General features: G+C 43.4%; 27 protein-coding genes and 1 other annotated feature. Of the genes, 22 read left to right on the forward strand and 5 right to left on the reverse strand.

Annotation, left to right across the window (positions count from 1 at the left end):
* Positions 1-18: 18 nt before the first annotated feature.
* The 16 genes from ytaF to AC3WLU_RS15465 all read left to right on the forward strand — a co-directional run bounded on the left by ytaF (position 19) and on the right by AC3WLU_RS15465 (position 12,934).
* On the forward strand, positions 19-651 hold the full coding sequence (gene ytaF, locus AC3WLU_RS15390; protein WP_430024606.1) for a sporulation membrane protein YtaF: 633 nt from the start codon (positions 19-21) through the stop codon (positions 649-651).
* 22 nt (positions 652-673) lie between these two features.
* Positions 674-1,273 (forward strand): dephospho-CoA kinase, encoded by a 600-nt coding sequence (gene coaE, locus AC3WLU_RS15395; RefSeq protein WP_063575506.1) that lies wholly within the window; start codon positions 674-676, stop codon positions 1,271-1,273.
* Between the two features lie 157 nt (positions 1,274-1,430).
* Positions 1,431-2,468 (forward strand): glyceraldehyde-3-phosphate dehydrogenase, encoded by a 1,038-nt coding sequence (locus AC3WLU_RS15400; RefSeq protein WP_057276696.1) that lies wholly within the window; start codon positions 1,431-1,433, stop codon positions 2,466-2,468.
* Between the two features lie 355 nt (positions 2,469-2,823).
* Positions 2,824-3,204, forward strand: coding sequence for an adenosylmethionine decarboxylase (speD, locus tag AC3WLU_RS15405; RefSeq protein ID WP_034311443.1), 381 nt, complete (start codon positions 2,824-2,826; stop codon positions 3,202-3,204).
* A 269-nt stretch (positions 3,205-3,473) separates the two neighbouring features.
* Positions 3,474-3,935, forward strand: a complete 462-nt coding sequence (gene nrdR, locus AC3WLU_RS15410; RefSeq protein ID WP_034309080.1) for a transcriptional regulator NrdR — start codon at positions 3,474-3,476, stop codon at positions 3,933-3,935.
* Positions 3,936-3,999: 64 nt separating this feature from the next.
* A complete protein-coding gene (locus AC3WLU_RS15415; RefSeq protein WP_222619926.1) occupies positions 4,000-5,412 on the forward strand; it encodes a replication initiation and membrane attachment family protein in 1,413 nt (470 codons plus the stop codon).
* A complete protein-coding gene (gene dnaI / locus AC3WLU_RS15420; RefSeq protein WP_063575508.1) occupies positions 5,399-6,337 on the forward strand; it encodes a primosomal protein DnaI in 939 nt (312 codons plus the stop codon). The genes AC3WLU_RS15415 and dnaI overlap by 14 nt, the downstream gene beginning before the upstream one ends.
* A gap of 121 nt (positions 6,338-6,458) precedes the next feature.
* Positions 6,459-7,319 (forward strand): sporulation protein YtxC, encoded by an 861-nt coding sequence (gene ytxC / locus AC3WLU_RS15425; protein ID WP_492597512.1) that lies wholly within the window; start codon positions 6,459-6,461, stop codon positions 7,317-7,319.
* A 390-nt stretch (positions 7,320-7,709) separates the two neighbouring features.
* On the forward strand, positions 7,710-9,641 hold the full coding sequence (gene thrS, locus AC3WLU_RS15430) for a threonine--tRNA ligase (protein WP_230137003.1): 1,932 nt from the start codon (positions 7,710-7,712) through the stop codon (positions 9,639-9,641).
* Positions 9,642-9,747: 106 nt separating this feature from the next.
* Positions 9,748-9,918: a hypothetical protein gene (locus tag AC3WLU_RS15435; protein WP_156404335.1), complete on the forward strand. Its 171-nt coding sequence runs from the start codon at positions 9,748-9,750 to the stop codon at positions 9,916-9,918.
* Between the two features lie 53 nt (positions 9,919-9,971).
* Positions 9,972-10,466 carry a GNAT family N-acetyltransferase gene (locus tag AC3WLU_RS15440; protein ID WP_057276693.1) on the forward strand — a complete coding sequence of 165 codons (495 nt, stop codon included), beginning with the start codon at positions 9,972-9,974 and terminating at the stop codon, positions 10,464-10,466.
* 127 nt (positions 10,467-10,593) lie between these two features.
* Positions 10,594-10,731, forward strand: a sequence feature (ribosomal protein L20 leader region).
* Between the two features lie 98 nt (positions 10,732-10,829).
* Positions 10,830-11,330 carry a translation initiation factor IF-3 gene (gene infC, locus AC3WLU_RS15445; protein ID WP_034309072.1) on the forward strand — a complete coding sequence of 167 codons (501 nt, stop codon included), beginning with the start codon at positions 10,830-10,832 and terminating at the stop codon, positions 11,328-11,330.
* A gap of 34 nt (positions 11,331-11,364) precedes the next feature.
* Positions 11,365-11,565: a 50S ribosomal protein L35 gene (gene rpmI / locus AC3WLU_RS15450; RefSeq protein ID WP_034309070.1), complete on the forward strand. Its 201-nt coding sequence runs from the start codon at positions 11,365-11,367 to the stop codon at positions 11,563-11,565.
* 35 nt (positions 11,566-11,600) lie between these two features.
* Positions 11,601-11,960, forward strand: coding sequence for a 50S ribosomal protein L20 (rplT, locus tag AC3WLU_RS15455; RefSeq protein ID WP_034309067.1), 360 nt, complete (start codon positions 11,601-11,603; stop codon positions 11,958-11,960).
* A 68-nt stretch (positions 11,961-12,028) separates the two neighbouring features.
* Positions 12,029-12,304, forward strand: a complete 276-nt coding sequence (locus tag AC3WLU_RS15460) for a DUF1294 domain-containing protein (protein WP_057276692.1) — start codon at positions 12,029-12,031, stop codon at positions 12,302-12,304.
* A gap of 60 nt (positions 12,305-12,364) precedes the next feature.
* Positions 12,365-12,934, forward strand: a complete 570-nt coding sequence (locus tag AC3WLU_RS15465; RefSeq protein WP_057276691.1) for a TVP38/TMEM64 family protein — start codon at positions 12,365-12,367, stop codon at positions 12,932-12,934.
* Between the two features lie 51 nt (positions 12,935-12,985).
* Here AC3WLU_RS15465 and AC3WLU_RS15470 read toward each other — a convergent pair whose 3' ends face one another.
* A complete protein-coding gene (locus AC3WLU_RS15470; protein WP_048681192.1) occupies positions 12,986-13,366 on the reverse strand; it encodes a hypothetical protein in 381 nt (126 codons plus the stop codon).
* 110 nt (positions 13,367-13,476) lie between these two features.
* On the opposite strand from AC3WLU_RS15470, the gene AC3WLU_RS15475 reads away from it, so the two are divergent.
* Both AC3WLU_RS15475 and AC3WLU_RS15480 read left to right on the forward strand, forming a co-directional pair.
* Positions 13,477-13,965 (forward strand): dUTP diphosphatase, encoded by a 489-nt coding sequence (locus AC3WLU_RS15475; RefSeq protein WP_492597526.1) that lies wholly within the window; start codon positions 13,477-13,479, stop codon positions 13,963-13,965.
* 64 nt (positions 13,966-14,029) lie between these two features.
* Positions 14,030-15,115 (forward strand): M42 family metallopeptidase, encoded by a 1,086-nt coding sequence (locus AC3WLU_RS15480; RefSeq protein WP_095679817.1) that lies wholly within the window; start codon positions 14,030-14,032, stop codon positions 15,113-15,115.
* A gap of 61 nt (positions 15,116-15,176) precedes the next feature.
* On the opposite strand, the gene AC3WLU_RS15485 is transcribed toward AC3WLU_RS15480, so the two are convergent.
* The 4 genes from AC3WLU_RS15485 to AC3WLU_RS15500 all read right to left on the reverse strand — a co-directional run bounded on the left by AC3WLU_RS15485 (position 15,177) and on the right by AC3WLU_RS15500 (position 18,958).
* Positions 15,177-15,881 carry a LutC/YkgG family protein gene (locus AC3WLU_RS15485; protein WP_492597527.1) on the reverse strand — a complete coding sequence of 235 codons (705 nt, stop codon included), beginning with the start codon at positions 15,879-15,881 and terminating at the stop codon, positions 15,177-15,179.
* Positions 15,875-17,305 (reverse strand): LutB/LldF family L-lactate oxidation iron-sulfur protein, encoded by a 1,431-nt coding sequence (locus AC3WLU_RS15490; RefSeq protein ID WP_095390756.1) that lies wholly within the window; start codon positions 17,303-17,305, stop codon positions 15,875-15,877. The genes AC3WLU_RS15485 and AC3WLU_RS15490 overlap by 7 nt, the downstream gene beginning before the upstream one ends.
* 23 nt (positions 17,306-17,328) lie before the next feature.
* Positions 17,329-18,045 (reverse strand): (Fe-S)-binding protein, encoded by a 717-nt coding sequence (locus AC3WLU_RS15495; RefSeq protein ID WP_057276687.1) that lies wholly within the window; start codon positions 18,043-18,045, stop codon positions 17,329-17,331.
* A 181-nt stretch (positions 18,046-18,226) separates the two neighbouring features.
* Positions 18,227-18,958, reverse strand: coding sequence for a FadR/GntR family transcriptional regulator (locus tag AC3WLU_RS15500; protein WP_057276686.1), 732 nt, complete (start codon positions 18,956-18,958; stop codon positions 18,227-18,229).
* A gap of 254 nt (positions 18,959-19,212) precedes the next feature.
* Here AC3WLU_RS15500 and AC3WLU_RS15505 point away from each other — a divergent pair, with 254 nt between their 5' ends.
* The 4 genes from AC3WLU_RS15505 (at position 19,213) to AC3WLU_RS15520 (ending at position 24,939) form a co-directional block, all read left to right on the forward strand.
* Positions 19,213-20,901 (forward strand): L-lactate permease, encoded by a 1,689-nt coding sequence (locus tag AC3WLU_RS15505; RefSeq protein ID WP_492597513.1) that lies wholly within the window; start codon positions 19,213-19,215, stop codon positions 20,899-20,901.
* A 73-nt stretch (positions 20,902-20,974) separates the two neighbouring features.
* Entirely contained in the window at positions 20,975-22,087 is a 1,113-nt protein-coding gene (locus tag AC3WLU_RS15510) for a PucR family transcriptional regulator (RefSeq protein ID WP_492597514.1), read from the forward strand.
* 117 nt (positions 22,088-22,204) lie between these two features.
* Positions 22,205-23,617, forward strand: coding sequence for a glycolate oxidase subunit GlcD (glcD, locus tag AC3WLU_RS15515; RefSeq protein ID WP_057276683.1), 1,413 nt, complete (start codon positions 22,205-22,207; stop codon positions 23,615-23,617).
* Positions 23,614-24,939, forward strand: a complete 1,326-nt coding sequence (locus AC3WLU_RS15520) for a (Fe-S)-binding protein (RefSeq protein WP_413001844.1) — start codon at positions 23,614-23,616, stop codon at positions 24,937-24,939. Before glcD ends, AC3WLU_RS15520 begins: the two co-directional genes overlap by 4 nt.
* The last annotated feature ends 132 nt before the right edge of the window (positions 24,940-25,071 follow it).

Here is a 25,071-nt window from a genome sequence, read left to right on the forward strand (position 1 = left end):
GGAAGGAGTAATATTCCGATGTGGCTACAAATTATTTTTCTCGCTTTTGCAGTTAGTATTGACGGATTTGGCGTCGGTTTGACATTCGGTATGCGGAAGATGAAAATCCCCTTAAGGTCAATAGCGGTCATCTCATTTTGTTCTGCATTGAGTTTAGGTATAGCGATGGTCATCGGACAATTCATCAGTCAGCTCATATCTATCGGGGCGGCTGAAAAAACAGGCGGCATCATCCTCATTTTTCTTGGTGTCTGGATGGTATACCAGTATTTTAAGCCTGAAAAGGATTTGAAAGATGATAGATATCATGAAAAGATCATCTTTAATTTTGAAATTAAATCACTTGGGGTAGTCATTAATATTTTACAAAAACCATTGAATGCCGATTTTGATAAATCAGGTACGATAACAGGCGTTGAAGCCCTTGTTCTGGGGTTTGCACTTTCGCTGGATGCGTTCGGGGCCGGAGTTGGAGCGGCTATGATCGGGATTTCACCGATCATCCTCGCAGGGTGCATCGCTGTTATGAGTTCGATTTTCATTTGGAGCGGAATTCAAAGCGGAAAATTGCTTTCAAATAATAAAGTTGTTCAGCATTTGACCTTTCTCCCAGGTGTATTATTGATCATCATCGGTTTATTCAAGTTATGATAAGGTTAAAAGGGGGGAGCTTATGGGACAAATCATCGGAATCACCGGAGGCATTGCCAGTGGGAAAAGCACCGTCAGCCTCTATTTACAGGAACTCGGATTCACGATTGTCGATGCAGATCTGGCTTCCCGTGCTGTCGTTGAGCCAGGTGAAGAAGCCTATCACCAAGTTGTGAAAGCATTTGGAGAAGATATCTTATTGACGGATGGGAATATAGATCGCGTAAAGCTTGGGTCGATCATATTTAATGATCAAGAAAAGAGATTGCTGTTGAATGGCATCGTGCATCCTGCCGTCAGGAATTGGATGCGGCTGAAAACGGAAGCGGCACTATCATCAGGAGAAGAAACGGTGTTCATGGATATTCCGCTCCTATTCGAAAGCAAGCTGACATTCATGGTGGATAAGACGCTTTTGATCTATGTGGATGAGCAAGTACAATTGAAGCGATTAATGAATAGGAATGGTCTTTCGGAGGCGGAGGCACTTGCCAGGATCAATTCGCAAATGCCCTTGGCCGATAAAAAGGCCTTAGCGGATGCTGTCATCGATAATAATGGTGACATTAATGAAACGAAGCGGCAAGTGAAGGCCATACTTAGCGAATGGTATGTCATATAATCATGATAAAAAGAAGAAACCGCCCGGTTTCTTCTTTTTATGTTGAAAAAATAAAACAATCCGCATTTTTATTAGCACAATTCCTCTGAATTATGTTATACTAATTACATGTGAAAGGTAATAAGTATAACACTAATATTTCTGGAGGGTCCGAACAATGAATTCAAGAATAGCGATTAACGGATTTGGGAGAATTGGAAGAATGGTTTTCCGAAAAGCCATATTAGACGAGAGTTTGGACATTGTTGCCATAAATGCAAGCTATCCAGCTGAAACTTTAGCACACTTACTAAAATATGATACGATACATGGTAAATTCGACGGTATCATTATAGCTGAAGATGATTCACTAGTAGTGAATGGCCGCCAAGTAAAACTAATAAATAACCGCGATCCAAAGCTATTGCCTTGGAAAGAGATGAACATAGATATTGTAATTGAAGCCACTGGCAAATTCAATGATCGTTCTAAAGCTGCTCTTCATTTAGACGCAGGAGCAAAAAGAGTAATATTATCAGCCCCGGGTAAAAATGAAGACGTTACCATTGTAATGGGAGTGAATCAGGAGGTGCTGGAAATTGACAAGCATTTCGTCATATCCAATGCATCTTGTACAACGAACTGCCTTGGACCTGTTGCAAAAGTGCTTGATGAAAAATTCGGCATAAACAACGGTTTAATGACAACGATACATTCTTATACAAATGATCAAAATAATATCGATAACCCGCACAAAGACTTGAGACGTGCCCGTGCCGCTGCGGAAAGCATGATTCCTACGACTACAGGAGCTGCCAAAGCCATCTCACTAGTGTTGCCGCAATTAAAAGGCAAACTTCATGGAATGGCGATACGCGTACCGACACCAAACGTATCTTTAGTCGATCTTGTTGTGGATTTGAACCGTGATGTCACGATTGAAGAAGTGAACCAAGCCTTCATCGACGCTTCAGAAAATGAACTCAAAGGAATCATGGAATTCACGATGGAACCTTTAGTTTCCAGTGATTTCAAAACGAATCCACACTCTGCAATCATCGATGGATTGACAACGATGATGATCGGGGACAGGAAAGTGAAGGTCCTTGCTTGGTATGATAATGAGTGGGGTTACTCCAACCGTGTAGTGGACCTTGTAAAATTGGTTGGCTCCGAGTTGAAAAAAATGTCTGAAGTCGAATTATCAGTAAAATAAAATGAAAAACCCGAGCCTGCTAAAATTTTTTAGCGGGCTATTTTTCATGCAGTGATCCATGAATTCCCGGCTGCTTTATGGCACTGAATAAACAAAAGACGGAATTTGCTCCACATCGGAACCTTCGCTATATCCCCATTACATATAAAGTTTATCTTTCCAAAAATTCAATTTGGAGTTGCAAAAAAAATTCAAACCATATATACTATGAATCGTGAACTTCTTCAAAACGGTTTGCATGATGGCTACTTAAAGGGTTAGGACCTCTTTGGACTAACTTTCCCCCGTGGTAGTTATCAGAACTTATTTTTAAATCATGGTAAGGGGGAAGCTTAATATGGAAACAGCTTACACTATGGAAACAATGGGTAGACATGTCATTTCTGAACTTTGGGGTTGTGACTTTGAAAAACTGAACAATATCGATTTAATTGAAAAGATTTTTGTTGACGCTGCTTTGAAATCAGGTGCAGAGGTACGAGAAGTTGCCTTTCACAAATTTGCTCCACAAGGAGTCAGCGGGGTTGTCATCATTTCTGAATCACACTTAACGATTCACAGTTTTCCAGAACACGGCTATGCGAGCATTGATGTCTATACATGCGGTAACTTGGATCCGAATATTGCGGCAGATTATATTGCAGAAGCTTTGAATGCGCAAACACGTGAAAACATAGAATTACCACGTGGATTAGGTCCTGTACAAATGAAAAAAGCCAATATAAGTGCCCTATAAAAAAATGTATACACAGAGATGCCATGGGTGCATCTCTTTTTTAATGCAATGAATCGGCAGTCTGATTCACTTTATTGGAGAGGATTGCCTTGAAGCACAATGCCATTGGCAACGGTGCTTCAACGGCAGAACAAAAAGTGCCTGCTGCCGGAAGTTACACTTTTTACTTGTACTGTCCGTTCCTTTTAATATAAGATTAAGATAGAGAAGTAATTCCTTGGGGAACATTTAGATAGGGGAGTCCTACATAAAATACGGAGCTGATAATGATGAAATGCCCATCATGTCAATATAACGGAACAAGAGTGCTCGATTCCAGGCCAGTCGATGAAAGTAAATCGATTCGACGACGCCGTGAATGTGAGGCATGTGGTTTTCGATTCACGACATTTGAAAAGGTGGAGGAAACACCGCTTATTGTAGTGAAAAAGGGCGGGACACGTGAAGAGTTCAGTCGTGATAAAATCCTGCGTGGCTTAATCAGGGCTTGCGAAAAACGTCCGGTTCCCTTGAAAGAACTAGAGCAAATTACCAGTTATGTAGAAAAAGAACTACGCAACCAGGGCATATCGGAAGTGAAAAGCGACAGTGTCGGAGAAATGGTAATGGACAAGCTGGCAGAAGTCGATGAGGTTGCCTATGTAAGGTTCGCATCCGTCTATCGACAATTTAAAGATATCAATGTCTTTATTGATGAACTGAAAGATTTAATAAATAAAGAAAGAAAGTAGAGCTGAAGATTCACTTTGGCTCTTTTTTCACTACATCTTTTGAAAGGTTTGAATGGAGATGTCAATGCATTGGCAAGAATTGCTCCCAGCTGATTCATATCTGGTCTCATCTGCGGGGCTGCTTCATGATTATGATCGGAAAATACTTACCCGACTATATCAACCTCTTATTGGACCTATCTGCATTAGCCTATATATGACGTTATGGAGTGAGTTGGAGGAAAACAGGCTATGGTCGGAAACCTCCTCGCATTATCAATTAATGAATACCATCGGCCTTAAGTTAGGTGATATTTACGAAGCACGCCTTTTACTTGAAGGAATCGGCCTGTTGAATGTATATAAGAAATCGAAAAATGAAACGAAGGAATTCATTTATGAGTTAAACCCGCCGCTTTCACCCCAGCAGTTTTTCACGGATGGAATGCTGAATATTTACTTATACAAAAAAATCGGTAAAGCTCAATTCAACCGGTTAAAGAGATTCTTTTGTGATGACCATATCTTAACCGATCAATATGAAGGTGTGACTAAATCTTTTGCGGAAGTATTCTCATCAGATCATTTGGACTCTTTATATGTAACGGATGAAGCGAAAAACGAATGGAAACCGGTGCCTGAACAGCAATACATCGATCGGGCGGAAGGCGTTGAGCCATCGGGGTTTGATGACTTATTCGATTTTGACCTTTTATTTGCCGGGATGAAATCCTCGATCGTGCCGAAAAAGGCTTTTACTCCTAAAATAAAAAGTACGATTGCCAAACTCGCTTTTTTATATGGCATTGATCCGCTGGAAATGCAAAAACTAGTAATGGATGCCGTTTCATTGGATGATGAGATTGATGAGGAATTGCTTAGAAAGGCGGCAAGGGACTGGTACCAGATCGAACGGCAGGCCGATATGCCTTCCCTTGTCAATCGGGTGCAGCCAATTCGTGAACGGACACAAAAAGAAGAACCGAAAACAAAGGAACAAGAGTTAATCCGTCATTTAGAGACGATTTCCCCGAGGGAGCGGCTGATGCAATTGTCTGGCGGTGCAGAGCCGTCAAGCGGTGATTTGAAAGTGGTTGAGGGCGTGATGATCAACCAAAAGCTGAATCCGGGTGTCGTCAATGTCTTGATTGAATATGTCATGCTCAAAACGGATATGAAGTTCACGAAGGGTTATGTGGAAAAGCTGGCAGGCCATTGGGCAAGGCTAAAGGTCTCAACAGTCGTCGAGGCGATGGAACTGGCCAAAAATGAACATAGGAAATATCAGGACTGGGCTCAAGGAAGCAGGAATGCTGCGAAGGGCAGCCGGAAAAAGGCGATACGGGAAGAAGTGGTTCCTGAGTGGCTTGAGAAAAAAGAAGAAGCACAGCAGGAGCAGAATGAGGATCAGCCTGAATTGGATGCCCAAAAACGCGAACTTCTGGAGAAATGGAAGCTGTGGAAAGCGGGAGGTGAAATGAACGATGGAAAAGATTAATAGGTCCCTTAATAAATTGGCCAATACAAATCAATTTCAACAGCGTTATGAAAAGCTGAAACAGGAGATTTTTGAAAACGAACAAGTGCGGTTATTCATGAATGCCAACAGCTCGACGGTCACGAAGGAAATGATTGATAAAAACTTGGGGAAGCTTTATGAGTTCACTTCACAGAGCAATAAGTGTGATAAATGTCCGAGCTTGGATGGCTGCATCAATATGATGCAAGGGTATTATCCTAAATTGGTGGTGCAAGGAAAAGCCCTGAACCTGCATTATGAAGTCTGCCCGAGGAAATTGGCAGAGGATGAAAAGCGGAAACGGGAAAAGCTGATCCGCAGCCTGTATGTACCGAAGGATATTTTAAAGGCCAGCATTGAAGATTTTACCCAAACGGATAATGAAAACAAACGCTTGTCTGTCCTAAGTAAAGCGATGTCGTTCATTATGGAATATGAGCCGGGTAAAAGGCAAAAAGGCTTGTATATATATGGGAAATTCGGTGTTGGGAAAACGTACTTATTAGGTGCGATCGCCAATGAACTTGCAAAAAGGCAAATTTCCTCCCTTATAGTCTATGTACCTGACTATTTGAGGGAACTTAAGGGATCGATAGGTGATAATACGGTCAATGAAAAAATTGAAATGGTGAAAACGGCACCTATCCTCATGCTTGATGATATTGGAGCGGAATCCATGACGAGCTGGGGACGCGATGAGGTTTTTGGTCCGATTTTGCAATTTAGGATGCTGGAAAACCTGCCGACATTTTTCACTTCGAATTTTGATATGAATGGCCTGGAGAACCACCTGACCTTTTCACAGCGCGGTGAGAAAGAAGAAGTGAAGGCGGCCCGGGTACTGGAAAGAATTCAATATTTAGCTGAGCCGGTCAAGCTTGATGGCGTGAATCGGAGAAGATGAAGAAAAGTGGTCTCTTAATGGAGGTCACTTTTTTCTTCTTACAAGGCCCATCCTACTTCTAAACACGTCCCCATCCCCATATACATGAAAAAAGAAGCAAGGGGGAAGGGGGGATGTCGTAGTGCAAATTTTGTTTCAAAACGATTCAGAGGCAATGAAATTACTGAATTTCGTTTCTGTCCATCCACTGGGGGCAGAATTTCAAGCATATATTCGATTTATTCCGCAACAAGGCATGCACGTGGATATAACGGAATCTTCAGGTGATGAATGGCTAATTCTGCTTCGTGATGCATTCCATTCTTTTTTATTGGAAGAAAAGACGCTTCCTGTTCTGGAGCAAATTATAGTCGGTAAATTTTTTTATAGGGAACGGGAAGAAATTGAAGCCATCATTGAAATTGCATCATCCATCATCGAGGCGGAAAGAGCCAGGAATCAAGATGGAGCATTCAGTATGGAGAAACGATTGATTGAGGAAGGACTTCAAAGCATCTTGGCTGGAAAGGTATCTTTTTCATTCGATTCTTTTACGACCTTCCGTTTAAAATCGTTTCAGCACACTTTGGAAAAGTATGTCGTCAAGGCGATTGATGAATATAAGCTGGAACAGGACTATCAAAATTTCATTGCTACGCTCCGTGATTGCCTTCAAGGGCAGGAGTCGAAATTAAGAAAGCTTCACCTTGTCAACCGGGACGGTTTTCACTTCTATGATCAGAAATTCAGCAAACTCGACCGTCCAAAAATCAATAGTATGATCGACAGGAGGCTTCTTGCCAAAAGCTCACTTTTTCTCGATACGGTGATACTTGCCCCGCTTTTATCGATTGCTCCTGAAAACTTGTGCATCTATACCGATGACAAGGAAGAGGGGCTCATCCAGACCATTTCAAGGATTTTCGAAGAACGGGCGACTATCTTGCCACTTTCGTCATTTTCTATGCAGTTGAATGAACTTTCGTGGAAAAAAGAAAATTAACCTTGATTTTCACCGTATAACAAATTATAATTTCCTACATACTATTAAAAAACTAAAAGTTATGATGAGGACAAGGGTATTCTAGTCGCCGATTATCAGAGAGGGAAGCCAACAGGCTGTAAGCTTCCTATTCGCATGGAACACTTACCACCTTTAAACTTCGGCTCGGAAAGCAGGCATTCTGCGATTATGAGCTGACGGGAAGCTGCCGTTACCAAGTTACAAGTGCCATTTTGCCGTGAAAAGCAAGCTGGAACGAGGGTGGAACCGCGGGTTAATGATATTTATTACTAAGCTCGTCCCTGTTTTATACAGGGGCGGGCTTTTTTGTGTTGTAATGGAATCAAAAACCTGTAATTTGTTCGAACAAATAAGAAGGAGTGATACTGAATGTCAGAACTACTGAAAATATCTTTTCCTGACGGAGCGGTCAAGGAGTTTGCTAAAGGCACAACAACTGAAGACATCGCTGCATCCATCAGTCCTGGTTTAAGGAAAAAATCCATTGCCGGAAAATTCAATGGTGAATTATATGATTTAAAACGTCCGATTGAACAAGATGGTACAATCGAAATCGTCACACAGGACGCAGCGGATGCTCTTGAAGTATTGCGTCACAGTACAGCGCACTTGATGGCACAAGCGATCAAACGTTTGTTCAAAAACGCTAAATTCGGCGTAGGGCCAGTCATTGAAGGCGGCTTTTACTATGATATGGATCTAGAGGAATCATTGACTCCCGAAGACCTTCCATTGATTGAAAAAGAAATGAAGAAAATCGTCAACGAAAACTTGGCAATCTCCCGCATCGAAGTGAGTCGTGATGAAGCGATTTCCCGTTTTAAAGAAATCGGCGACGAGTATAAATTGGAGTTGATCGATGCGATTCCTGCCGATCAGCAGGTAACACTTTATGAGCAAGGGGAATTCTTTGACCTTTGTCGTGGAATTCATGTTCCATCAACTGGGAAAATCAAAGAATTCAAGCTATTGAGCATCGCTGGAGCATACTGGAGAGGCGATAGCAAAAACAAAATGCTTCAACGCATTTACGGTACGGCTTTCTATAAAAAAGAAGATTTGGCCGAACACCTGCGTCTCCTTGAAGAAGCCAAGGAACGTGACCATCGTAAAATCGGCAAAGAATTGAACTTGTTCATGAGCTCACAGAAAGTGGGGCAAGGGCTGCCGATGTGGTTGCCAAAAGGCGCGACAATTCGCCGTACAATCGAAAGATATATCGTGGATAAGGAAGAACGTTTAGGCTATGACCATGTCTACACACCTGTAATGGGAAGCGTGGACCTTTATAAAACATCCGGACACTGGGATCATTACCAGGACGGCATGTTCCCGGTCATGGAGATGGAAAACGAACAGCTTGTCCTGCGTCCGATGAACTGTCCGCATCACATGATGGTCTATAAAAACAGCATCCACAGCTACCGCGAACTGCCAATCCGGATTGCCGAGCTAGGCTTGATGCACCGCTATGAAATGTCAGGTGCCCTTTCAGGCCTTCAGCGTGTACGTGGGATGACATTGAATGATGCGCACATTTTCGTTCGCCCCGACCAAATCAAAGAAGAGTTCAAGCGTGTTGTGAACCTTGTTCTGGAAGTTTATAAAGATTTCGATATCAAGGATTATTCATTCCGTCTGTCTTATCGCGATCCTCAGGATACAGAAAAATACTTCGATGATGATGACATGTGGGAAAAAGCGCAAAGCATGTTAAAAGGCGCCATGGATGAGCTTGGTCTTGATTACTTTGAAGCGGAAGGTGAAGCGGCATTCTACGGTCCTAAGCTTGATGTTCAGGTGCGTACTGCCTTAGGGAAAGATGAAACGCTTTCCACTGTTCAGCTTGATTTCTTGCTTCCTGAACGTTTTGACCTTAATTACGTCGGTGAGGACGGCAAGCAGCACCGTCCGGTTGTTATCCACCGCGGCGTCGTTTCCACAATGGAACGTTTTGTCGCTTACTTGATTGAAGAATACAAGGGGGCATTCCCTACTTGGCTTGCACCTATCCAAGCACAGGTGATCCCGGTTTCACCTGAAGTGCACTTGGATTATGCGAAAGAAGTACAGGAAAAACTTAAAGCGCAAGGCATTCGTGTCGACCTGGATACACGTGACGAGAAAATCGGTTACAAAATCCGTGAAGCGCAAATGCAAAAAATCCCGTATATGCTGGTCGTTGGAGACAATGAAGCCAAAGAAGGCAGCGTGAATGTACGTAAATACGGTGAACAAAAATCCGAAACGATCGCATTTGAAGATTTCGTTTCAGCGATTAAGGCGGAAGTGAGCCGTTAATAGCAAAAAGAGGGGCACATATAGTTGTGTCCCTCTTTTTAATCATGGCATGATAAAATGAAACCATCATGTGAAAATATGTACAGCAATGAAAAGGAGGGGCAGCATGAAAAAGAAATTTACTTATCTATTCGGACCGACATTCCTTGTCATCATCATCTTATTGTTATTGGATGATTATCGACAATATGCCATCGTCCCGGTCCTGCTTTTTTGGATAGTCCTATTTTCTTGGGACACCATTGAGAAAAAGAAAAAGGCGAAAGAAGACTCTTAACATGTGATGGCTTCGGCCAGTATGGACTGTAACTAAAGGGGGAATGGGGATAAATGGAGATTAGAAGGGCTTCAAGGAAAGACGCGGGTAACTTGGCTGCTCTGTTCAATCATGTAGAAGATTCCGGGTATATGCTGTTTAACCCTGGGGAAAGAAAAGCTACGGCGAAACAAATGGAAAAGCAATTGGAGCAAATCGAAAAAAATCCCCCTTCCATTGTCCTCGTTTCCGCTAGCGGCAATGAGTTGACTGGTTACCTAATCTTATTGGGCAATCAAATGGGCCGAACGAGGCATTCCGCCAAAATCGTCATCGGCATCCATGAACAGGTTAGAGGAAAAGGTATCGGTACGAAGCTATTTCAGAAAATGGAGGAGCATGCACGGACTAACGAAATACGGCGTCTGGAATTGTCCGTGATTGCAAACAACGCCCCTGCGCTTTCCTTGTATCATAAGATGGGGTTCGAAAAGGAAGGAATAAAACGGGAATCACTGTTTTTTGATGGAAAGTATCATGATGAATATTTTTTGTCCAAATTACTTTAAAAAACGTATTGTCAAATAACTGAATGTCTGATAATATTAATTTTGTTGTGAAAAACGAATAAAATTTAGCATTTGACAAGTCATCAGTGTTTATGATATATTTCTAAAGTGAATTGAATACGTGTTTGATGAAAAGAAGAAGCACCCGCTTCTCACCTGGTTGACGCAAACAATGCAGTTAACAGGTCATGATTTGATTATTTGGATCTTTCTGAATGAGTCTATCAAGTGTGGGTGCAACATGCATCCACACTTTTTTATTATGATTATATCCTGTAAGCGAGTTGTGAGCGTGACCGAATTTATTCAAATATTCGTATTCGCCAATATCTTTGGAGGTGGCTAACTATTAGTAAAGACGCGATGGTAAACGAGGGCATCCGAGCCCGTGAAGTTCGTCTTATTGACCAAAACGGAGAACAACTTGGAATTAAAACGAAATTCGAAGCATTGGAAATTGCCGCTCGTGTAAATCTTGATCTAGTTTTAGTTGCTGCAAATGCAAAGCCTCCGGTAGCCCGGATCATGGACTACGGAAAACACCGCTTCGAGCAGCAAAAGAAAGACAAGGAAGCACGTAAAAATCAAAAAGTCATCAGTCTGAAAGAGGTTCGTTTGAGCCCGACGATTGAAGAGCATGATTTCAATACGAAGCTTCGCAACGGTATTAAATTCCTTGAAAAAGGCGATAAAGTAAAAGCTTCTATCCGATTCAAAGGACGTGCCATTACGCATAAGGAAATTGGTCAACGTGTACTCGTTCGTTTTTCTGAAGCATGTAAAGAAGTGGCTACAATCGAGCAACACCCAAAAATGGACGGGCGCAGCATGTTCATTATCTTAGCACCGAAAAACGAAAAGTAATTGTAAAGTAATTTGTAATGAGGAGGAATACCTTATGCCTAAAATGAAAACTCACCGCGGATCTGCTAAACGTTTCAAAAAGACTGGATCCGGCAAACTTAAGCGTTCTAACGCTTACACAAGCCATTTATTTGCTAACAAATCTACTAAGCAAAAGCGTAAGCTTCGCAAAGCTAGCCTTGTAAGCAAAGGTGACTTCAAACGTATTCGTCATATGCTAGACAACATTAAATAAGTTCGATTTATCGAGTTAAATAGGAGGGAAATAACATGCCACGTGTAAAAGGCGGTACTGTTACTCGCAAACGTCGTAAAAAGGTAATAAAATTAGCTAAAGGTTACTATGGCGCGAAACATATTCTTTTCAAAGTAGCTAACCAACAAGTAATGAAGTCAGGAAACTATGCTTTCCGTGACCGTCGTCAAAAGAAACGTGATTTCCGCAAACTTTGGATCACTCGTATCAACGCTGCAGCACGCATCAACGGTCTTTCTTACAGCCGTTTAATGCATGGCCTAAAGCTTGCTGGTATCGAAGTGAACCGCAAAATGCTTGCTGATCTTGCTGTTGCTGACGAACAAGCTTTTGCTCAATTAGCAACTGCTGCTAAACAACAATTAGACAAATAAGTCTGACTGATACCGCCACTCTCTTTTCAAGAGGGTGGCTTTTTACATATTTAAAGGAGGGAATGGGAATGCAAGGAGTATGGTTCATTGCTGCTTATATGATCATCACGAACATCATCGGTTTTGCCTTAATGGGAATCGACAAAAGGAAAGCGCGTAATGGGGAGTACCGGATCAGCGAAAAGACACTTTGGTTTTGGGCAGTCATAGGAGGAGGGACTGGGTCCTTTTTGGGGATGAAGCAATTCCGCCATAAGACGAAGCATGCCGCTTTTAAGTGGGGTCTGCCTATATTGATGATTCTGCAGATAGGCTTATTGATTAAGGTATTCATTCAATTGTAATAAGTAGCCCGTATAGTGTATATGCTTGTAGAAGCAGCAAAGAGTAGCTGGAGGGAGAGCATGAATGATAAACTGACACTTGTGATGAGCTACGTTCAATCTGGAAGCGTGTTTGCACCGTTGATTTTTATCACTTTTCATTTATTAAGGCAATTTTTATTCATTCCCGTCATTGTGGTTTGCATGTCTGGAGGAGTATTATTCGGGGCAGCTTTTGGAACCATCTATTCGGTAATCGGTTTGACCCTTTCCAGCATGGCCTTTTATTTCGTGATAGGCAAATTTCCGAAAACAAAGGAAAGGCTGCTGCGGCTTAAGAATAAGCTGTTTGGTAACCGAAAACTGAACAGCCGGCAAATTGCAGTACTCAGGCTAATACCATTCATACACTTTTATTTATTGTCGCTTTGTTTATTGGAATCCAATAAAGGGCTGAAAAATTATTTTTACCTATCCTTCATGACCAATCTTCCTGTAGCATTCGTATACACTGTTTTTGGCCACTATATTGCAGATTTCAGTCCCACGCTGATCGTCATCATTTTATTATCCTTAACCTTATTGATCTATTTATTGAGAGAGAAGCAGACGGTCGTCCCCTGGAAGGAATTTTTTCGTTCAGATGATTAATATAGAGCCTTGAGTCCATTTTCCTCAAGGCTCTTCATTATGCGTGATTTTTCAATTTTGTAAGAACTCCTTGACCGGGCTCTTCCAATCAATAACGGCATCCGGGTATTGTTTTTTTATGGCTGCCTCGATTTTCAAGAAATCATTTCGCTTCAAGCCTTTCAGTCCTGCCACTTTTTTAGGCCAAATGAAGATGGAGATGACCTCGAAGGAGCGTTCCGTCGTCCCTAAATACTTTTCCCCTTCAAACATCACCCCGTTGTACGTCAATAAAAAATTCTTTCGTATATTGGCTGTATCGTCGAGCAGAAAGAATTTTTTCTGTTCATGTGCCAGCTCTAATTTTCTTTTCGGATTAAATAGGTATTTAATGACTGTATAGATTAAGAAAATGATGAGAGCCAAAAGAATGAACCGCATGATCAATACCATGGAGATACCTCCTTAAACAGAGTGATTCCCTTTCATTTACGTATGGGTTTTTAATAAGTTTCATTTATTTGATATAATTTAGGGGAAGACGAAGGAAAGAAGTGATGAAAATGAATATAAGTAAATTAATGGAAATGCAGGCGGCTTTGGATGAGCATATACAATCCAAGCATGATTTGGGTGCGGAAGACTTGGTGGAACGGAAGATACTTGCTCTTTTAGTGGAGCTTGGAGAGCTTGCCAATGAAACAAGATGTTTTAAATTCTGGAGTCTTAAAGGACCCTCTGATAAAGAAACGATTTTGGCTGAATATGTGGATGGCATTCATTTCATTTTGTCACTCGGGATCGAACGGGGTTTTGTACCGGAAGTTCCATCTGCCCTAAAGATGCATCAGGAGGATTTGACGGTTCAATTTACTGCCATTTACGGCTACGTCAGTGAATTTCGCACACAGTTGACAGATTCATCTTACCAAAAGGTTTTTACTGCGTATTTACATTTAGGGGAGTTGCTCGGATTTTCGGCAGCGGATGTGGAAAAAGCATATGTAAGCAAAAATGAAGTCAATTACGAAAGGCAAAAGCAAGGCTACTGATTGTTTATGAAATCGTTTGTCTGTATAATTATTCTTGTAATTTAAGTTATAAGGAGGTAAGGGAATGGCTCAATTGGATGAAACGTTAAAGATGCTTGCTGACTTAACGGATGCTAAAGGCATTGCAGGAAATGAAAGTGAAGTAAGAAAAGTGATGACCGAATACATAACACCATTTGCAGATGAAATATCGACAGATGGGCTGGGAAGTTTGATCGCCAAGAAAACGGGAGATGAAAACGGACCGAAAATCGTCGTTACCGGGCATATGGACGAAGTCGGTTTCATGATCACCCAAATTGATGATAAGGGATTTTTGCGTTTTCAGCCGGTAGGGGGCTGGTGGTCACAGGTAATGCTGGCCCAGCGCGTGACGATCGTTACGGGTAAAGGTGATATAACGGGCATTATCGGTTCCAAGCCGCCACATATCCTGTCAGCGGAAGCGCGGAAGAAGCCGATTGATATTAAGGATATGTTCATTGATATTGGTGCATCCAGCAAAGAAGAGGTTAAGGAATGGGGCGTTAAGCCGGGGGATATGGTTGTGCCATATTTTGAATTCACGGTTATGAATAATGAAAAGATGCTGCTCGCCAAAGCCTGGGACAATCGAATTGGCTGTGCAATCGCCATTGATGTGCTTAAACAGCTGAAAGACAGCGACCATCCTAACGTAGTTTATGGAATTGGCGCAGTGCAAGAAGAGGTCGGCCTGCGTGGCTCCAAAACATCCACATTCAAAATTCAGCCGGATATCGGTTTTGCCGTCGATGTCGGCATTGCTGGCGATACACCGGGGGTTTCCGAAAAAGAAGCGATGAGCAAGATGGGGGAAGGCCCGCAAATCGTCATCTATGATTCATCGATGGTGGCACATAAGGGATTACGAGATTTCGTCACCGACACGGCTGATGAAATGAATATTCCTTATCAATATGAATCGATTCCTGGCGGCGGGACGGATGCCGGCTCCATCCATTTAACGGCAAATGGTGTTCCCGCCCTGGCGATCACAATTGCCACACGCTACATTCATTCACACGCAGCAATGCTTCACAGGGATGATTATGAGAATGCAGTCAAGCTCATTGTCGAAGTGATTAAACGCCTCGATCGCGAAGCGGTTGATCGGATCATTTACGAGTAATATAGTAAGTTAAAAATGGAGAGGCCTAATATAGGTCCTCTCCATTTTCTTTTTCTTATTTCTACTTGTCTTCGACAATTATATAGACAGCTTTGATGGGTCCATGGACGCCGACGACAAGGTCCATTTCAATATCAGCCGAATTGCTCGGCCCTGTTATGAAATTGATGCAGGAAGGAACGACTTCGCCCCGGGTAACTTTTGAACGGATGGCCGCAGCAGCCTGGGTCATTCGCGGAACGATGGTGCTTTTCGGAATGATGGAAACATGGCAGGAAGGAAGGAAGCTGATGGAACGGCCGTGGTCCTTGTCGCTGAACAAGACGACGGTCGCTGATTCTGCTAGTGTCATCTCACTGAATGTGATTCCGATGTTAGCACTTTCTGCTTTTTCGATATTTTCATTCCCGGCTTGGTGATCCCATATATGGACATCATTTTCCTTTAAGATGCCCTCTAACCCATACTCGGTAAATCGATCGTCCTTAGGGATGATCACGGGTCCGTTTCCAAGTTCCTCGATCACCTTTGTTAAGCAATTCACCACTTGCTTGGAGTCGGTAAGGTGAAATTGAGTATGCACCCGTTTACATTGCTCCTTCAATTCCGCGATAAGATCATTTTGTGTCGCATGTTTCAAAACTTCTTTTTGGGGGGCATGCTTCCATTCCGGAACGGAGATGCCTTCCGTAATAGGAGCCCTTCCCAGGTTTTTGGCTATATTGTTTAAAAATTCCTCTTCATTATGGATGGTTCCATTCATGATGGTTTCCCTCCTTTTTCCCGATTTTTGAACCAGTCCCGAAAGCTCTCTTTCCCTGGAGCAGGGAACTCGCGGCTTTCTGTCCAAGTTTTGAGCGGTCCCGGGCCTTTCGAGATGATATCCCCCGTTTTAAAAGGTGACATCGCTGATGGGGCCATTTTGGAGCCGAATTTATAAAGCATAGGCGATGCCGCACCAATCCCAAAGGCCTTCATGGCCATCTTTTCTGAAAACGGCGCCATTTTTTCCTTTTCAACGATGACTTCACGATGTTTCCTCAGTAAATCATGGAGAGGAATCTTTACCGGACAGGCATCTGTACAGGCTGCACAAAGAGTGGAGGCATACGGCAGTTCCTTGAAATCATCATATCCTCCGAGTAAGGGTGAAAGCACAGCGCCGATTGGTCCGGGGTAAATTGAACCATATGAATGACCGCCAACCTGGCGATAGACCGGGCAGACATTTATACAGGCAGCACAGCGAATGCATTGAAGAACGGATTGAAACTCAGTTCCTAAGATGGAGGAGCGTCCATTATCCACGATCACAAGGTGAAACTCCTCGGGTCCGTCTACATCACCTTCATCACGCGGACCGGTAAGTGCGGTGATGTAACTGGTCAATCTTTGGCCGACAGCGCTTCTTGTCAATAAGCTGACAAGGACTTCGAATTCATCGAATGTAGGTACAAGCCGTTCCATTCCCATCACGGTGATTTGCGTTTTTGGGAGGGCAGTGACCAAATCGGCATTTCCTTCATTCGTCACCAATCCGATCGAGCCCGTTTCCGCAATCGCAAAATTACAGCCGGTAATGCCCACATCGGCGCTTAAGAAATCTTTCCGCAGAATGCCCCGCACATGGGCGGTAAGCTCTTCCGGTTTTTCGGTTTGCGTATAGGCAAGCTTTTCTTTAAAAACATCCCTGATCTGTTCTTTATTTTTATGGAGCGCAGGTGCGACGATATGGGAAGGGGGATCATGATCATCCACTTGTAAAATGTATTCTCCAAGGTCCGTTTCAACGACATCGAGGCCAACTGCCTCAAGAGTTGCATTCAAATTGATCTCTTCCGTAACCATCGATTTGGATTTAACGACCTTTTTGGCATTCTTTTTTACAATGACATCCTTAATGTAGCCGCTTGCTTGTTCAGCGGTTTCAGCGAAGAAGACATGACCGCCCCTTTTCGAAACGTTTTCGGCAAGCTGGTGCAAATAGAAATCAAGGTTACTGAGCACATGCTGCCGAATTTCTTCCCCAAGGGAACGCCAATCCTCCCAGCTTCCCAATTCATCAACGGCAGTCAGCCGCCGTCCGTGTAATCGTTCTTGGGCACTGGATACGGCCAATCGCATAAAGTCATTATGTATTCCTTCATCCACCCGGTCTTTAAATTTGGCAGAGCTGGTTTTCATAGCCATAAGTTTTTCCCTCCTCGCTTTCTTTAAATGCTATTCAGGACTTCCGCAATGTGAAGGACTTTCACCGGTTGCCCCTTCCTTTGGATCCGTCCGCCGATATTCATCAAACATCCTGCATCCCCGCCGATTAAAAAGTCGGCACCGGTTTCTTCAATATTGCATACCTTCTCCTCAACCATTTGTCCGGAAATGTCACCCATCTTAACCGAAAAGGTCCCCCCGAACCCGCAGCAGTTTTGGGCATCCGGAAGTGGTGTCATTTCCAGCCCCCTGACATGGCTTAATAAAATGGCAGGTGCTTCCTTCACCTTAAGCAGCCGTGTCATATGGCATGAAGTATGATAAGTGGCCTTTCCCTTGAGGGTAGCCCCGACGTCGGTCACTTTTAAGACATCCACGATGAATTGGGACAATTCATATGTTTTAGCCGCTAATGATGCCGCTTTCTTTTCCCATACGGCATCACCTTTGAAAAGTACCGGATATTCCTTGAACATCGCTGCACAGGAACCGGAAGGGGTTACGACGTATTCAGCATCCGCGAACGTTTTAATCATCTTTTTCATGGCTTCCTTCGATTCCTTCGTATACCCGCTATTATATGCCGGCTGTCCGCAGCATATCTGGGACTCCGGGAAATCGATCTCACAGCCTAATCTCTCGAGTAGCTCCACTGTCGCTTTGCCGACATTGGATTGAAACAAATCCACTAAACATGTTGCAAAGAGAGTAACTTTCAATCTGAACTCCTCCTTTTTCAAAATGGGTTAACAGGTCATCTGATGACTAGAAAATGGAAAAAGGAAATGGCTAAGAGAAGATACCAATTTCCAAGATTTTTTAAATGAAGTAATCGTTTTCAAAATAATATATCAATTTAATCCTTTTTTGTATAGGGTATTTTTGAAATTTAAAGGAATGTCAATGATTCTTTTGCTGATTTTTTTGGATGACGCGGTCCAGCGATTCCTCGACGCTTTGAAGATGAAACAGCATGGCACTGCGGGCTCCGTCCTCATCCTGTGCCACGATTGCATCATATATCCTGACATGCTGCTGGTAAAGCTGCTTGAGTGTCATCTCTTCGGAATAAAGCGCAGCCCGACGGATATCACGCATCTTTTCCGTCATTAATTCTGAAACATGATTCATCAATGTAATCAGCAGCTCATTTTGTGATGCATTTGCCACGGCAACATGGAAGGAGATATCCGCTTTATCACTAAGTTCTTCATCATCCGAGACCTTTTCCATATTAAAAAGCATGTCCTTAAGTTCGATAAGGTTTTCTTCCGTTCTCTTCTTCGCTGCCACTTCCGCCGTACCGGACTCAAGGATTTTCCGGACTTCCAGTAAATGCTTGATATTGTCTTGATCCATCAAAAGGGCGGCAGACAAGGGGTGGTTCATGATGGCGGGGTCGAAGGTTTTCACGAATGTTCCTTCACCTTGTTTTATTTCAATAAGACCCATTGAACTCAATGCACTTAATGCTTCGCGGATGGCCGGGCGCCCGACTTGGAAATTTTCCGCAAGCTGCTGAATGGAATCCAATTGTTCACCTGGTTTCAGGCTGCCTGACCGAATCATTTCATAAAGTTCATCGCTGACTTCTTCATAAATTTTTTTCGGCTTTATTTTTTTATATACCAAGTAGTAGCACCTCTATTTTCTATGAGTTTCTCTAGTTAATATTATATAACACAAATGATCTTTGACACTTCCAGAAGAGTTAAAAATCAACAAAAAATAAAAAAAATCTTGCTTTTATATATTCAATCATTTAATTTAAATGAGTAATCATCAAGTCATCTGATGACTTTGAATACTTGGATATGTAAGGGGTTTCAATTAGCATTTGATTTCTGAATTTTTAAAAAAGTCAATAGTAAAAGGAGTCGAAATGAATGACATGGACACAAAACTTTACGCCGATCACCGATAATTTAGTTTTATCATCTCTTGCCGCACTCATTCCAATTCTTTACTTCTTCTGGGCGCTTACCATCAAACGCATGAAAGGTTACATGGCAGGTATAACGACGTTGCTTGTAGCTCTTGCAGTGGCTGTATTGATATATGGGATGCCTGCAGGAAAAGCAGTGATGTCCGCTTCACAAGGAGGCGTATATGGGCTGCTCCCAATCGGATGGATAATCATCACTTCCGTATTTTTGTACAAGATGACTGTTAAAAGCGGGCAATTCAATATCATTCGTTCTTCTGTGCTTTCGCTTACGGAAGACCGGCGCCTCCAGGCATTATTGGTGGCATTTTCTTTCGGGGCCTTTTTAGAAGGTGCTGCGGGATTTGGAGCACCGGTCGCCATTTCAGCCGCGCTTTTAGTCGGTCTCGGCTTTAATCCGCTATATGCAGCCGGGATTTGTTTGATCGCGAATACCGCTCCGGTAGCGTTCGGGGCCGTTGGAATACCGATCATCGCCATGGAAGGCCCTACTGGCATAGCCGCCATGGAGATTTCCAAAATGGTCGGCCGCCAATTGCCATTCCTTTCTGCTTTCATTCCGCTTTATCTCATTTTAATCATGACTGGGTGGAAAAGGTCGCTTGAGGTTTTGCCGGCAATTTTGGTTTCCGGAATTTCCTTTGCCATCACACAATACTTAAGTTCGAATTTTCTTGGGCCCGAATTACCCGACATCCTATCCGCGTTAGTGTCACTGTTTGCATTGGCAATTTTCCTTAAATTCTGGAAACCTAAGACGATCTTTCGATTTGCATCAGAGGAAACGGCAGCTGCTGTCGAACCATTATATACAGCCGAAGCGGAAACAAAATACACGAAATGGCAGATATTCCATGCTTGGTCACCATTCCTTCTGTTAACGCTTTTCATCACAATATGGGGGATGAACCCAATAAAGCCGGCACTATCCGGACATTATGAAGGCAACAATGTGCTGCTTGGCGGAATCAATGAAATCGGGAAACTATTAACCTTCCAAATCGAAGTTCCAGGTCTGCATAATGAGATAATCGGAAGTAATGGATTGCCGATTGCGGCTTTCTATAAAATAGAACTGCTCGGAGCAGCCGGGACGGCCATTTTACTGGCTGCCATCGTAACGAAGTTCATCGCACACATGTCTTCAAAAGACTTTTATGGCACCTTTGTTGAAGCGATGAAAGAGTTGGCCAAACCAATCTTGATGATTTCTACCGTGGTTGCTTTTGCTTATGTGACGAATGCTTCAGGCATGTCGACAACATTAGGGATGACCCTGGCAAAATCGGGTGATTTATTTCCGTTCTTCGCACCTGTTCTTGGCTGGCTAGGTGTGTTCATTACCGGATCGGATACATCAGCCAACCTCTTATTTGGCAGTCTGCAGAAAGTGACTGCGCTTAAAGTGGGGATGGAACCGGTTCTGGCACTGGCGGCCAACTCTTCTGGAGGGGTCACTGGAAAGATGATTTCCCCACAATCGATAGCGATAGCTTGTGCTGCCGTAGGATTGGCGGGCAGGGAATCGGAATTATTGAGATTCACGCTTAAACATAGCTTTTTTTTATTGCTGCTTGTTTGTGTGATTACCTTCTTGCAAAATGGCGTCCTTTCCTGGATGATTCCATAAGTAGAATGAGGCTCCCTTTTCATCGGGGAGCCTCGAAATATTTTCAAGTCCATTCAAAAAAGGAGGACATATCATGCAATTGGCAGCTGTTGCAGGAAAATTGGTGCATGAGGTTCGAAAACTGATAGATGAGGAGATCATCATTATTGATCATGCTGGCATGATTATCGCCAGCACCGATGGCAGCCGCATTGGATCTTTTCATGAAGGGGCCATCCACGCTTTCAACTATCGCGAGAAATTGATCATCAATAAACAGGATGAACGAAGTTGGAAAGGAGTGAAGGCAGGGATAAACCTGCCTATTTTCTTTAATCAGGAAGCCGTTTGTGTCATTGGAATTACAGGTGACCCCAAACATGTTTCCCCTTATGCGGAACTATTAAAAAAGATGACGGAGATGTTCATTCAGGAAAGCTATCATATTGAACAAGCTGAATCCCAATCACGTCTGATGGAATTCTTTGTATTTGAATGGCATCAGCTGCAGACGTTCAATGAGCACTTCCTTCAGAAGGCCAAGTTGCTTGGGGTCGATGTTCATGCGGACCGGATCATCACCCTTGGTGAATTCAAGACTGAGGAAATCATTGAACCTCATGTATGGAGAACGCTTCAGATATTCATAAGACAGCAGCATCCCAATGACATCGCAGTACGTTGGGGGAGGAACCGATTCGTCATTCTTTCAATGGCCGATTTCATCGGTTCAAAAAACCAGCAATATATGAAACTAAGTAAACTGCAAAAAAAGCTGGAGGAGAGTTCGGGTTATAAAGTGTGTGCAGGAGTTAGTTCGCGTGCATCAGGATCCGCTTTCAGGCCAGCGTTTTTTAAAGCGGAACGTTCCTTGAAAATCGCGTCCCCTTCATCAGGTATCATATTTGACGAGGACTTGAAACTTGAGGTCCTGCTTGATGAAGTTACCGCTGAAACAAGACAGGAATATTTATCCCGGACGATTCAGGAGTTGCTACCTAATGAGGAGCTACTTAAAACCCTTTCCATGTATTTTACATGTGATCTATCTTTAAAAGAGACCGCTAGAGCCCTCCATATCCATATCAATACCCTCCATTACAGGCTCAAGCGCATTGAGGATTTGACCCGGCTGAACCCTAGGAAGCCAGGCGATTTAGTCATGATGTATCTTGCATTAAGTGTATTGGATAAACATCCAAATTAATTCTATGAAAAGCTCAAAATTCTATATGTTTATACATAGAAGGCCGAGTGTTTTTTTTCTTATACTTACATCATATAAAAAATCTAAATTTCCTATGTTTATATGAGGAGGATGTACATGTTAACAAAGCAGGTTAAGCAGCTACTTCTTGCCATCGTCGGTCAGGAGAATTACGATGACTCGAAAGTGGAATGTCTAGTCTATTCATATGATGCAACGCCTGGATTTCAAGCGTTGCCGGATGCTGTCATCAAACCGGGCAGCACAGCTGAAGTCGCAGCCATCGTCAAAGTTTGCAACGAATACAATGTTCCGATCGTTCCGCGCGGGTCTGGGACGAATTTAAGCGGAGGCACATGCCCGACAGAGGGAGGGCTTGTCCTTTTATTCAATCGAATGAATTCATTACTTGAAATAGATGAGGAGAACTTAACGGCGACCGTACAGCCTGGGCTCATCACTTTGGACTTGATTTCAGCAGTTGAAGAGAAGGGATTGTTTTATCCGCCGGATCCAAGTTCGATGAAAATCTCCACGATTGGCGGTAACATTAATGAGAATTCTGGTGGACTGCGAGGCTTAAAGTATGGAGTCACCCGTGATTATGTCATCGGGCTTGAAGTCGTCCTTCCGAATGGGGACATCATTCGAACAGGGGGCAAGCTTGCCAAAGATGTAGCCGGATATGATTTAACGAAACTTTTTGTCGGATCGGAAGGGACCTTGGGCATCGTTACGGAAGCGACCTTAAAGCTGATTCCAATGCCGGAAACGACTAAGACGATGCTTGCCTTATATCAAGATTTGGATGCTGCAGCCCAGTCAGTGGCCAAAATCATTTCAAATAAAATCATTCCTGTGACATTGGAATTTCTGGATCGTCCGACGTTGATCGTGGTTGAGGACTTTGCGAAAATCGGTTTGCCTACCAATGTGGAAGCCGTCCTGCTGATTGAACAGGATGGACCGCCTGAAGTGGTGGAACGTGATATGAAAAGGATGGCCGATATCTGTCTAGAGGAAAAGGCGGTTTCCGTGGAAATTGCCGAAACGGAATCTGACGCTGTCGCCTTGAAAACGGCAAGACGGACAGCACTTTCCGCATTGGCACGCCTCAAGCCGACGACCATTTTGGAAGATGCCACCGTTCCTCGCTCGGAAATTGCCAAAATGGTTAGAGCGATTAATGAGATCGCTGACAAGCATAACGTGGACATTTGCACGTTCGGTCATGCTGGGGATGGGAACCTCCATCCGACATGCATTACCGACGCTCGTAATCATGAGGAAATGGAGAGGGTGGAGCTCGCTTTTGCCGACATTTTTGCCGCGGCTATCGACCTTGGCGGGACGATTACCGGTGAACATGGTGTAGGAGCGATGAAGGCCCCGTATCTTGAATGGAAGCTGAAGAAAGAAGGGATTGATGCCATGAGGGCGATTAAACAGGCTTTCGATCCCAATAACATCATGAATCCCGGCAAAGTATTTGCCAAGGAAACCAGGAAAAGGGTGGTGGTTTCTTCATGACGACAGTTAAGGAAAGGGAAACCATTGCCATTCAATTCGCGGAAAAAATGAATGAAGATGAATTGTTGAATTGTATGCGCTGCGGTTTTTGCTTACCCCATTGCCCGACATACATAGAATCGGGGCTGAAGGAATCCCACTCACCAAGGGGCCGGATTGCACTTATGAAAGCGGTGGCGGATGGTGTGATTGAGCCAGATAGGGATGTAGAACGTTCGTTGAGTCTTTGCCTCGGCTGCAGGGCTTGTGAACCTGTGTGCCCTTCAGGTGTGAAATACGGACACCTTCTTGAAGAAGCAAGGGATATCATCCATCAGAATAAAAAACACAGCTTCCCTGTAAAAACGATCCGCAAGGCCGTTTTTAGTGGACTATTCCCGCACCAGGAGCGAATGCAGACCATGACAAGTTTGCTTGGCTTCTATCAGAAATCAGGCCTGCAATACATGGCCCGTAAAACGGGAGTCCTCAACATGCTTCCGGATAATTTGGCAGCCATGGAAAAAGTGCTGCCGAAAGTCCCGAAAAAAGCAGAAATGAAAAATAGGCCAACCGAGCTGCCTGCAATCGGAACGCCGCTCAAAAAGGTGGCTTTCTTTTCCGGCTGCTTGATGGATACGATGTTTTTGGAAACGAACAAGGCCACACTAAAGCTTCTTCAGCTGGCCGGATGTGAAATCGTGATACCGAAATCCCAGGCCTGTTGCGGTGCGCTGCATGGTCACAGTGGTGAAAAAGCAGGTGCAAAGCAACTGGCCAAGCGTAATATTGAAGCCTTTGAAACGGAGGAAGTTGATTATATCATTACGAATGCCGGTGGCTGCGGCGCTTTTCTCATAGATTATGATCATCTGCTCCAAGATGAACCGGAATGGCATGACCGTGCAATCTCATTTAAAAATAAGTTGAAAGATATCAGCCAGATCCTTGTTGATTTGCGTTTTCAGGAAAAAGTTCGCCTGAAACTTCCAGCTCAATCCGTAACTTTCCAGGATTCCTGTCACTTACGGAATGTGATGAACACCTCCTCGGCTCCGCGAATTCTCCTTCAATCAATAGAAGGAATCGATTTCAGGGAAATGAAGGATGCCGATCGCTGCTGCGGCTCAGCTGGGATATATAATATTGTTGAATCAGAGATGTCCATGAACATTCTCGACTCTAAAATGGAGCACACGAAATCGACACAGGCCGATATTGTTGTCACGGCAAACCCTGGCTGCCTGTTGCAAATGCAATTGGGGATCGAGCGGGAAAACCTGGGGGAATGCACAAAAGCGGTGCATATTGCGGACCTGCTAATAAAGGCTGTGGCGTTATAATAGAAGAAAAAAGATCACAAGCATTATTTGAAAAAACGAAATGGCATGATTTGGTTAAACATTACATTTTTATAAAGGGGGAAACCCTTGTAAAGCTTGGATTTCAATTAAAAATGCGTTCTGTGCTGAGAA

It is taken from the genome of Peribacillus sp. FW305-BF15 (assembly GCF_058783805.1).

Coding starts and splice junctions, on each gene's coding strand:
- ytaF (WP_430024606.1), top strand. CDS start 19: ATGTGGCTACAAATTATTTTTCTCGCTTTTGCAGTTAGTATTGACGGA.
- coaE (WP_063575506.1), top strand. CDS start 674: ATGGGACAAATCATCGGAATCACCGGAGGCATTGCCAGTGGGAAAAGC.
- AC3WLU_RS15400 (WP_057276696.1), top strand. CDS start 1,431: ATGAATTCAAGAATAGCGATTAACGGATTTGGGAGAATTGGAAGAATG.
- speD (WP_034311443.1), top strand. CDS start 2,824: ATGGAAACAATGGGTAGACATGTCATTTCTGAACTTTGGGGTTGTGAC.
- nrdR (WP_034309080.1), top strand. CDS start 3,474: ATGAAATGCCCATCATGTCAATATAACGGAACAAGAGTGCTCGATTCC.
- AC3WLU_RS15415 (WP_222619926.1), top strand. CDS start 4,000: ATGCATTGGCAAGAATTGCTCCCAGCTGATTCATATCTGGTCTCATCT.
- dnaI (WP_063575508.1), top strand. CDS start 5,399: ATGGAAAAGATTAATAGGTCCCTTAATAAATTGGCCAATACAAATCAA.
- thrS (WP_230137003.1), top strand. CDS start 7,710: ATGTCAGAACTACTGAAAATATCTTTTCCTGACGGAGCGGTCAAGGAG.
- AC3WLU_RS15435 (WP_156404335.1), top strand. CDS start 9,748: ATGAAAAAGAAATTTACTTATCTATTCGGACCGACATTCCTTGTCATC.
- AC3WLU_RS15440 (WP_057276693.1), top strand. CDS start 9,972: ATGGAGATTAGAAGGGCTTCAAGGAAAGACGCGGGTAACTTGGCTGCT.
- infC (WP_034309072.1), top strand. CDS start 10,830: ATGGTAAACGAGGGCATCCGAGCCCGTGAAGTTCGTCTTATTGACCAA.
- rpmI (WP_034309070.1), top strand. CDS start 11,365: ATGCCTAAAATGAAAACTCACCGCGGATCTGCTAAACGTTTCAAAAAG.
- rplT (WP_034309067.1), top strand. CDS start 11,601: ATGCCACGTGTAAAAGGCGGTACTGTTACTCGCAAACGTCGTAAAAAG.
- AC3WLU_RS15460 (WP_057276692.1), top strand. CDS start 12,029: ATGCAAGGAGTATGGTTCATTGCTGCTTATATGATCATCACGAACATC.
- AC3WLU_RS15465 (WP_057276691.1), top strand. CDS start 12,365: ATGAATGATAAACTGACACTTGTGATGAGCTACGTTCAATCTGGAAGC.
- AC3WLU_RS15470 (WP_048681192.1), bottom strand. CDS start 13,366: ATGGTATTGATCATGCGGTTCATTCTTTTGGCTCTCATCATTTTCTTA.
- AC3WLU_RS15475 (WP_492597526.1), top strand. CDS start 13,477: ATGAATATAAGTAAATTAATGGAAATGCAGGCGGCTTTGGATGAGCAT.
- AC3WLU_RS15480 (WP_095679817.1), top strand. CDS start 14,030: ATGGCTCAATTGGATGAAACGTTAAAGATGCTTGCTGACTTAACGGAT.
- AC3WLU_RS15490 (WP_095390756.1), bottom strand. CDS start 17,305: ATGGCTATGAAAACCAGCTCTGCCAAATTTAAAGACCGGGTGGATGAA.
- AC3WLU_RS15505 (WP_492597513.1), top strand. CDS start 19,213: ATGACATGGACACAAAACTTTACGCCGATCACCGATAATTTAGTTTTA.
- AC3WLU_RS15510 (WP_492597514.1), top strand. CDS start 20,975: ATGCAATTGGCAGCTGTTGCAGGAAAATTGGTGCATGAGGTTCGAAAA.
- glcD (WP_057276683.1), top strand. CDS start 22,205: ATGTTAACAAAGCAGGTTAAGCAGCTACTTCTTGCCATCGTCGGTCAG.
- AC3WLU_RS15520 (WP_413001844.1), top strand. CDS start 23,614: ATGACGACAGTTAAGGAAAGGGAAACCATTGCCATTCAATTCGCGGAA.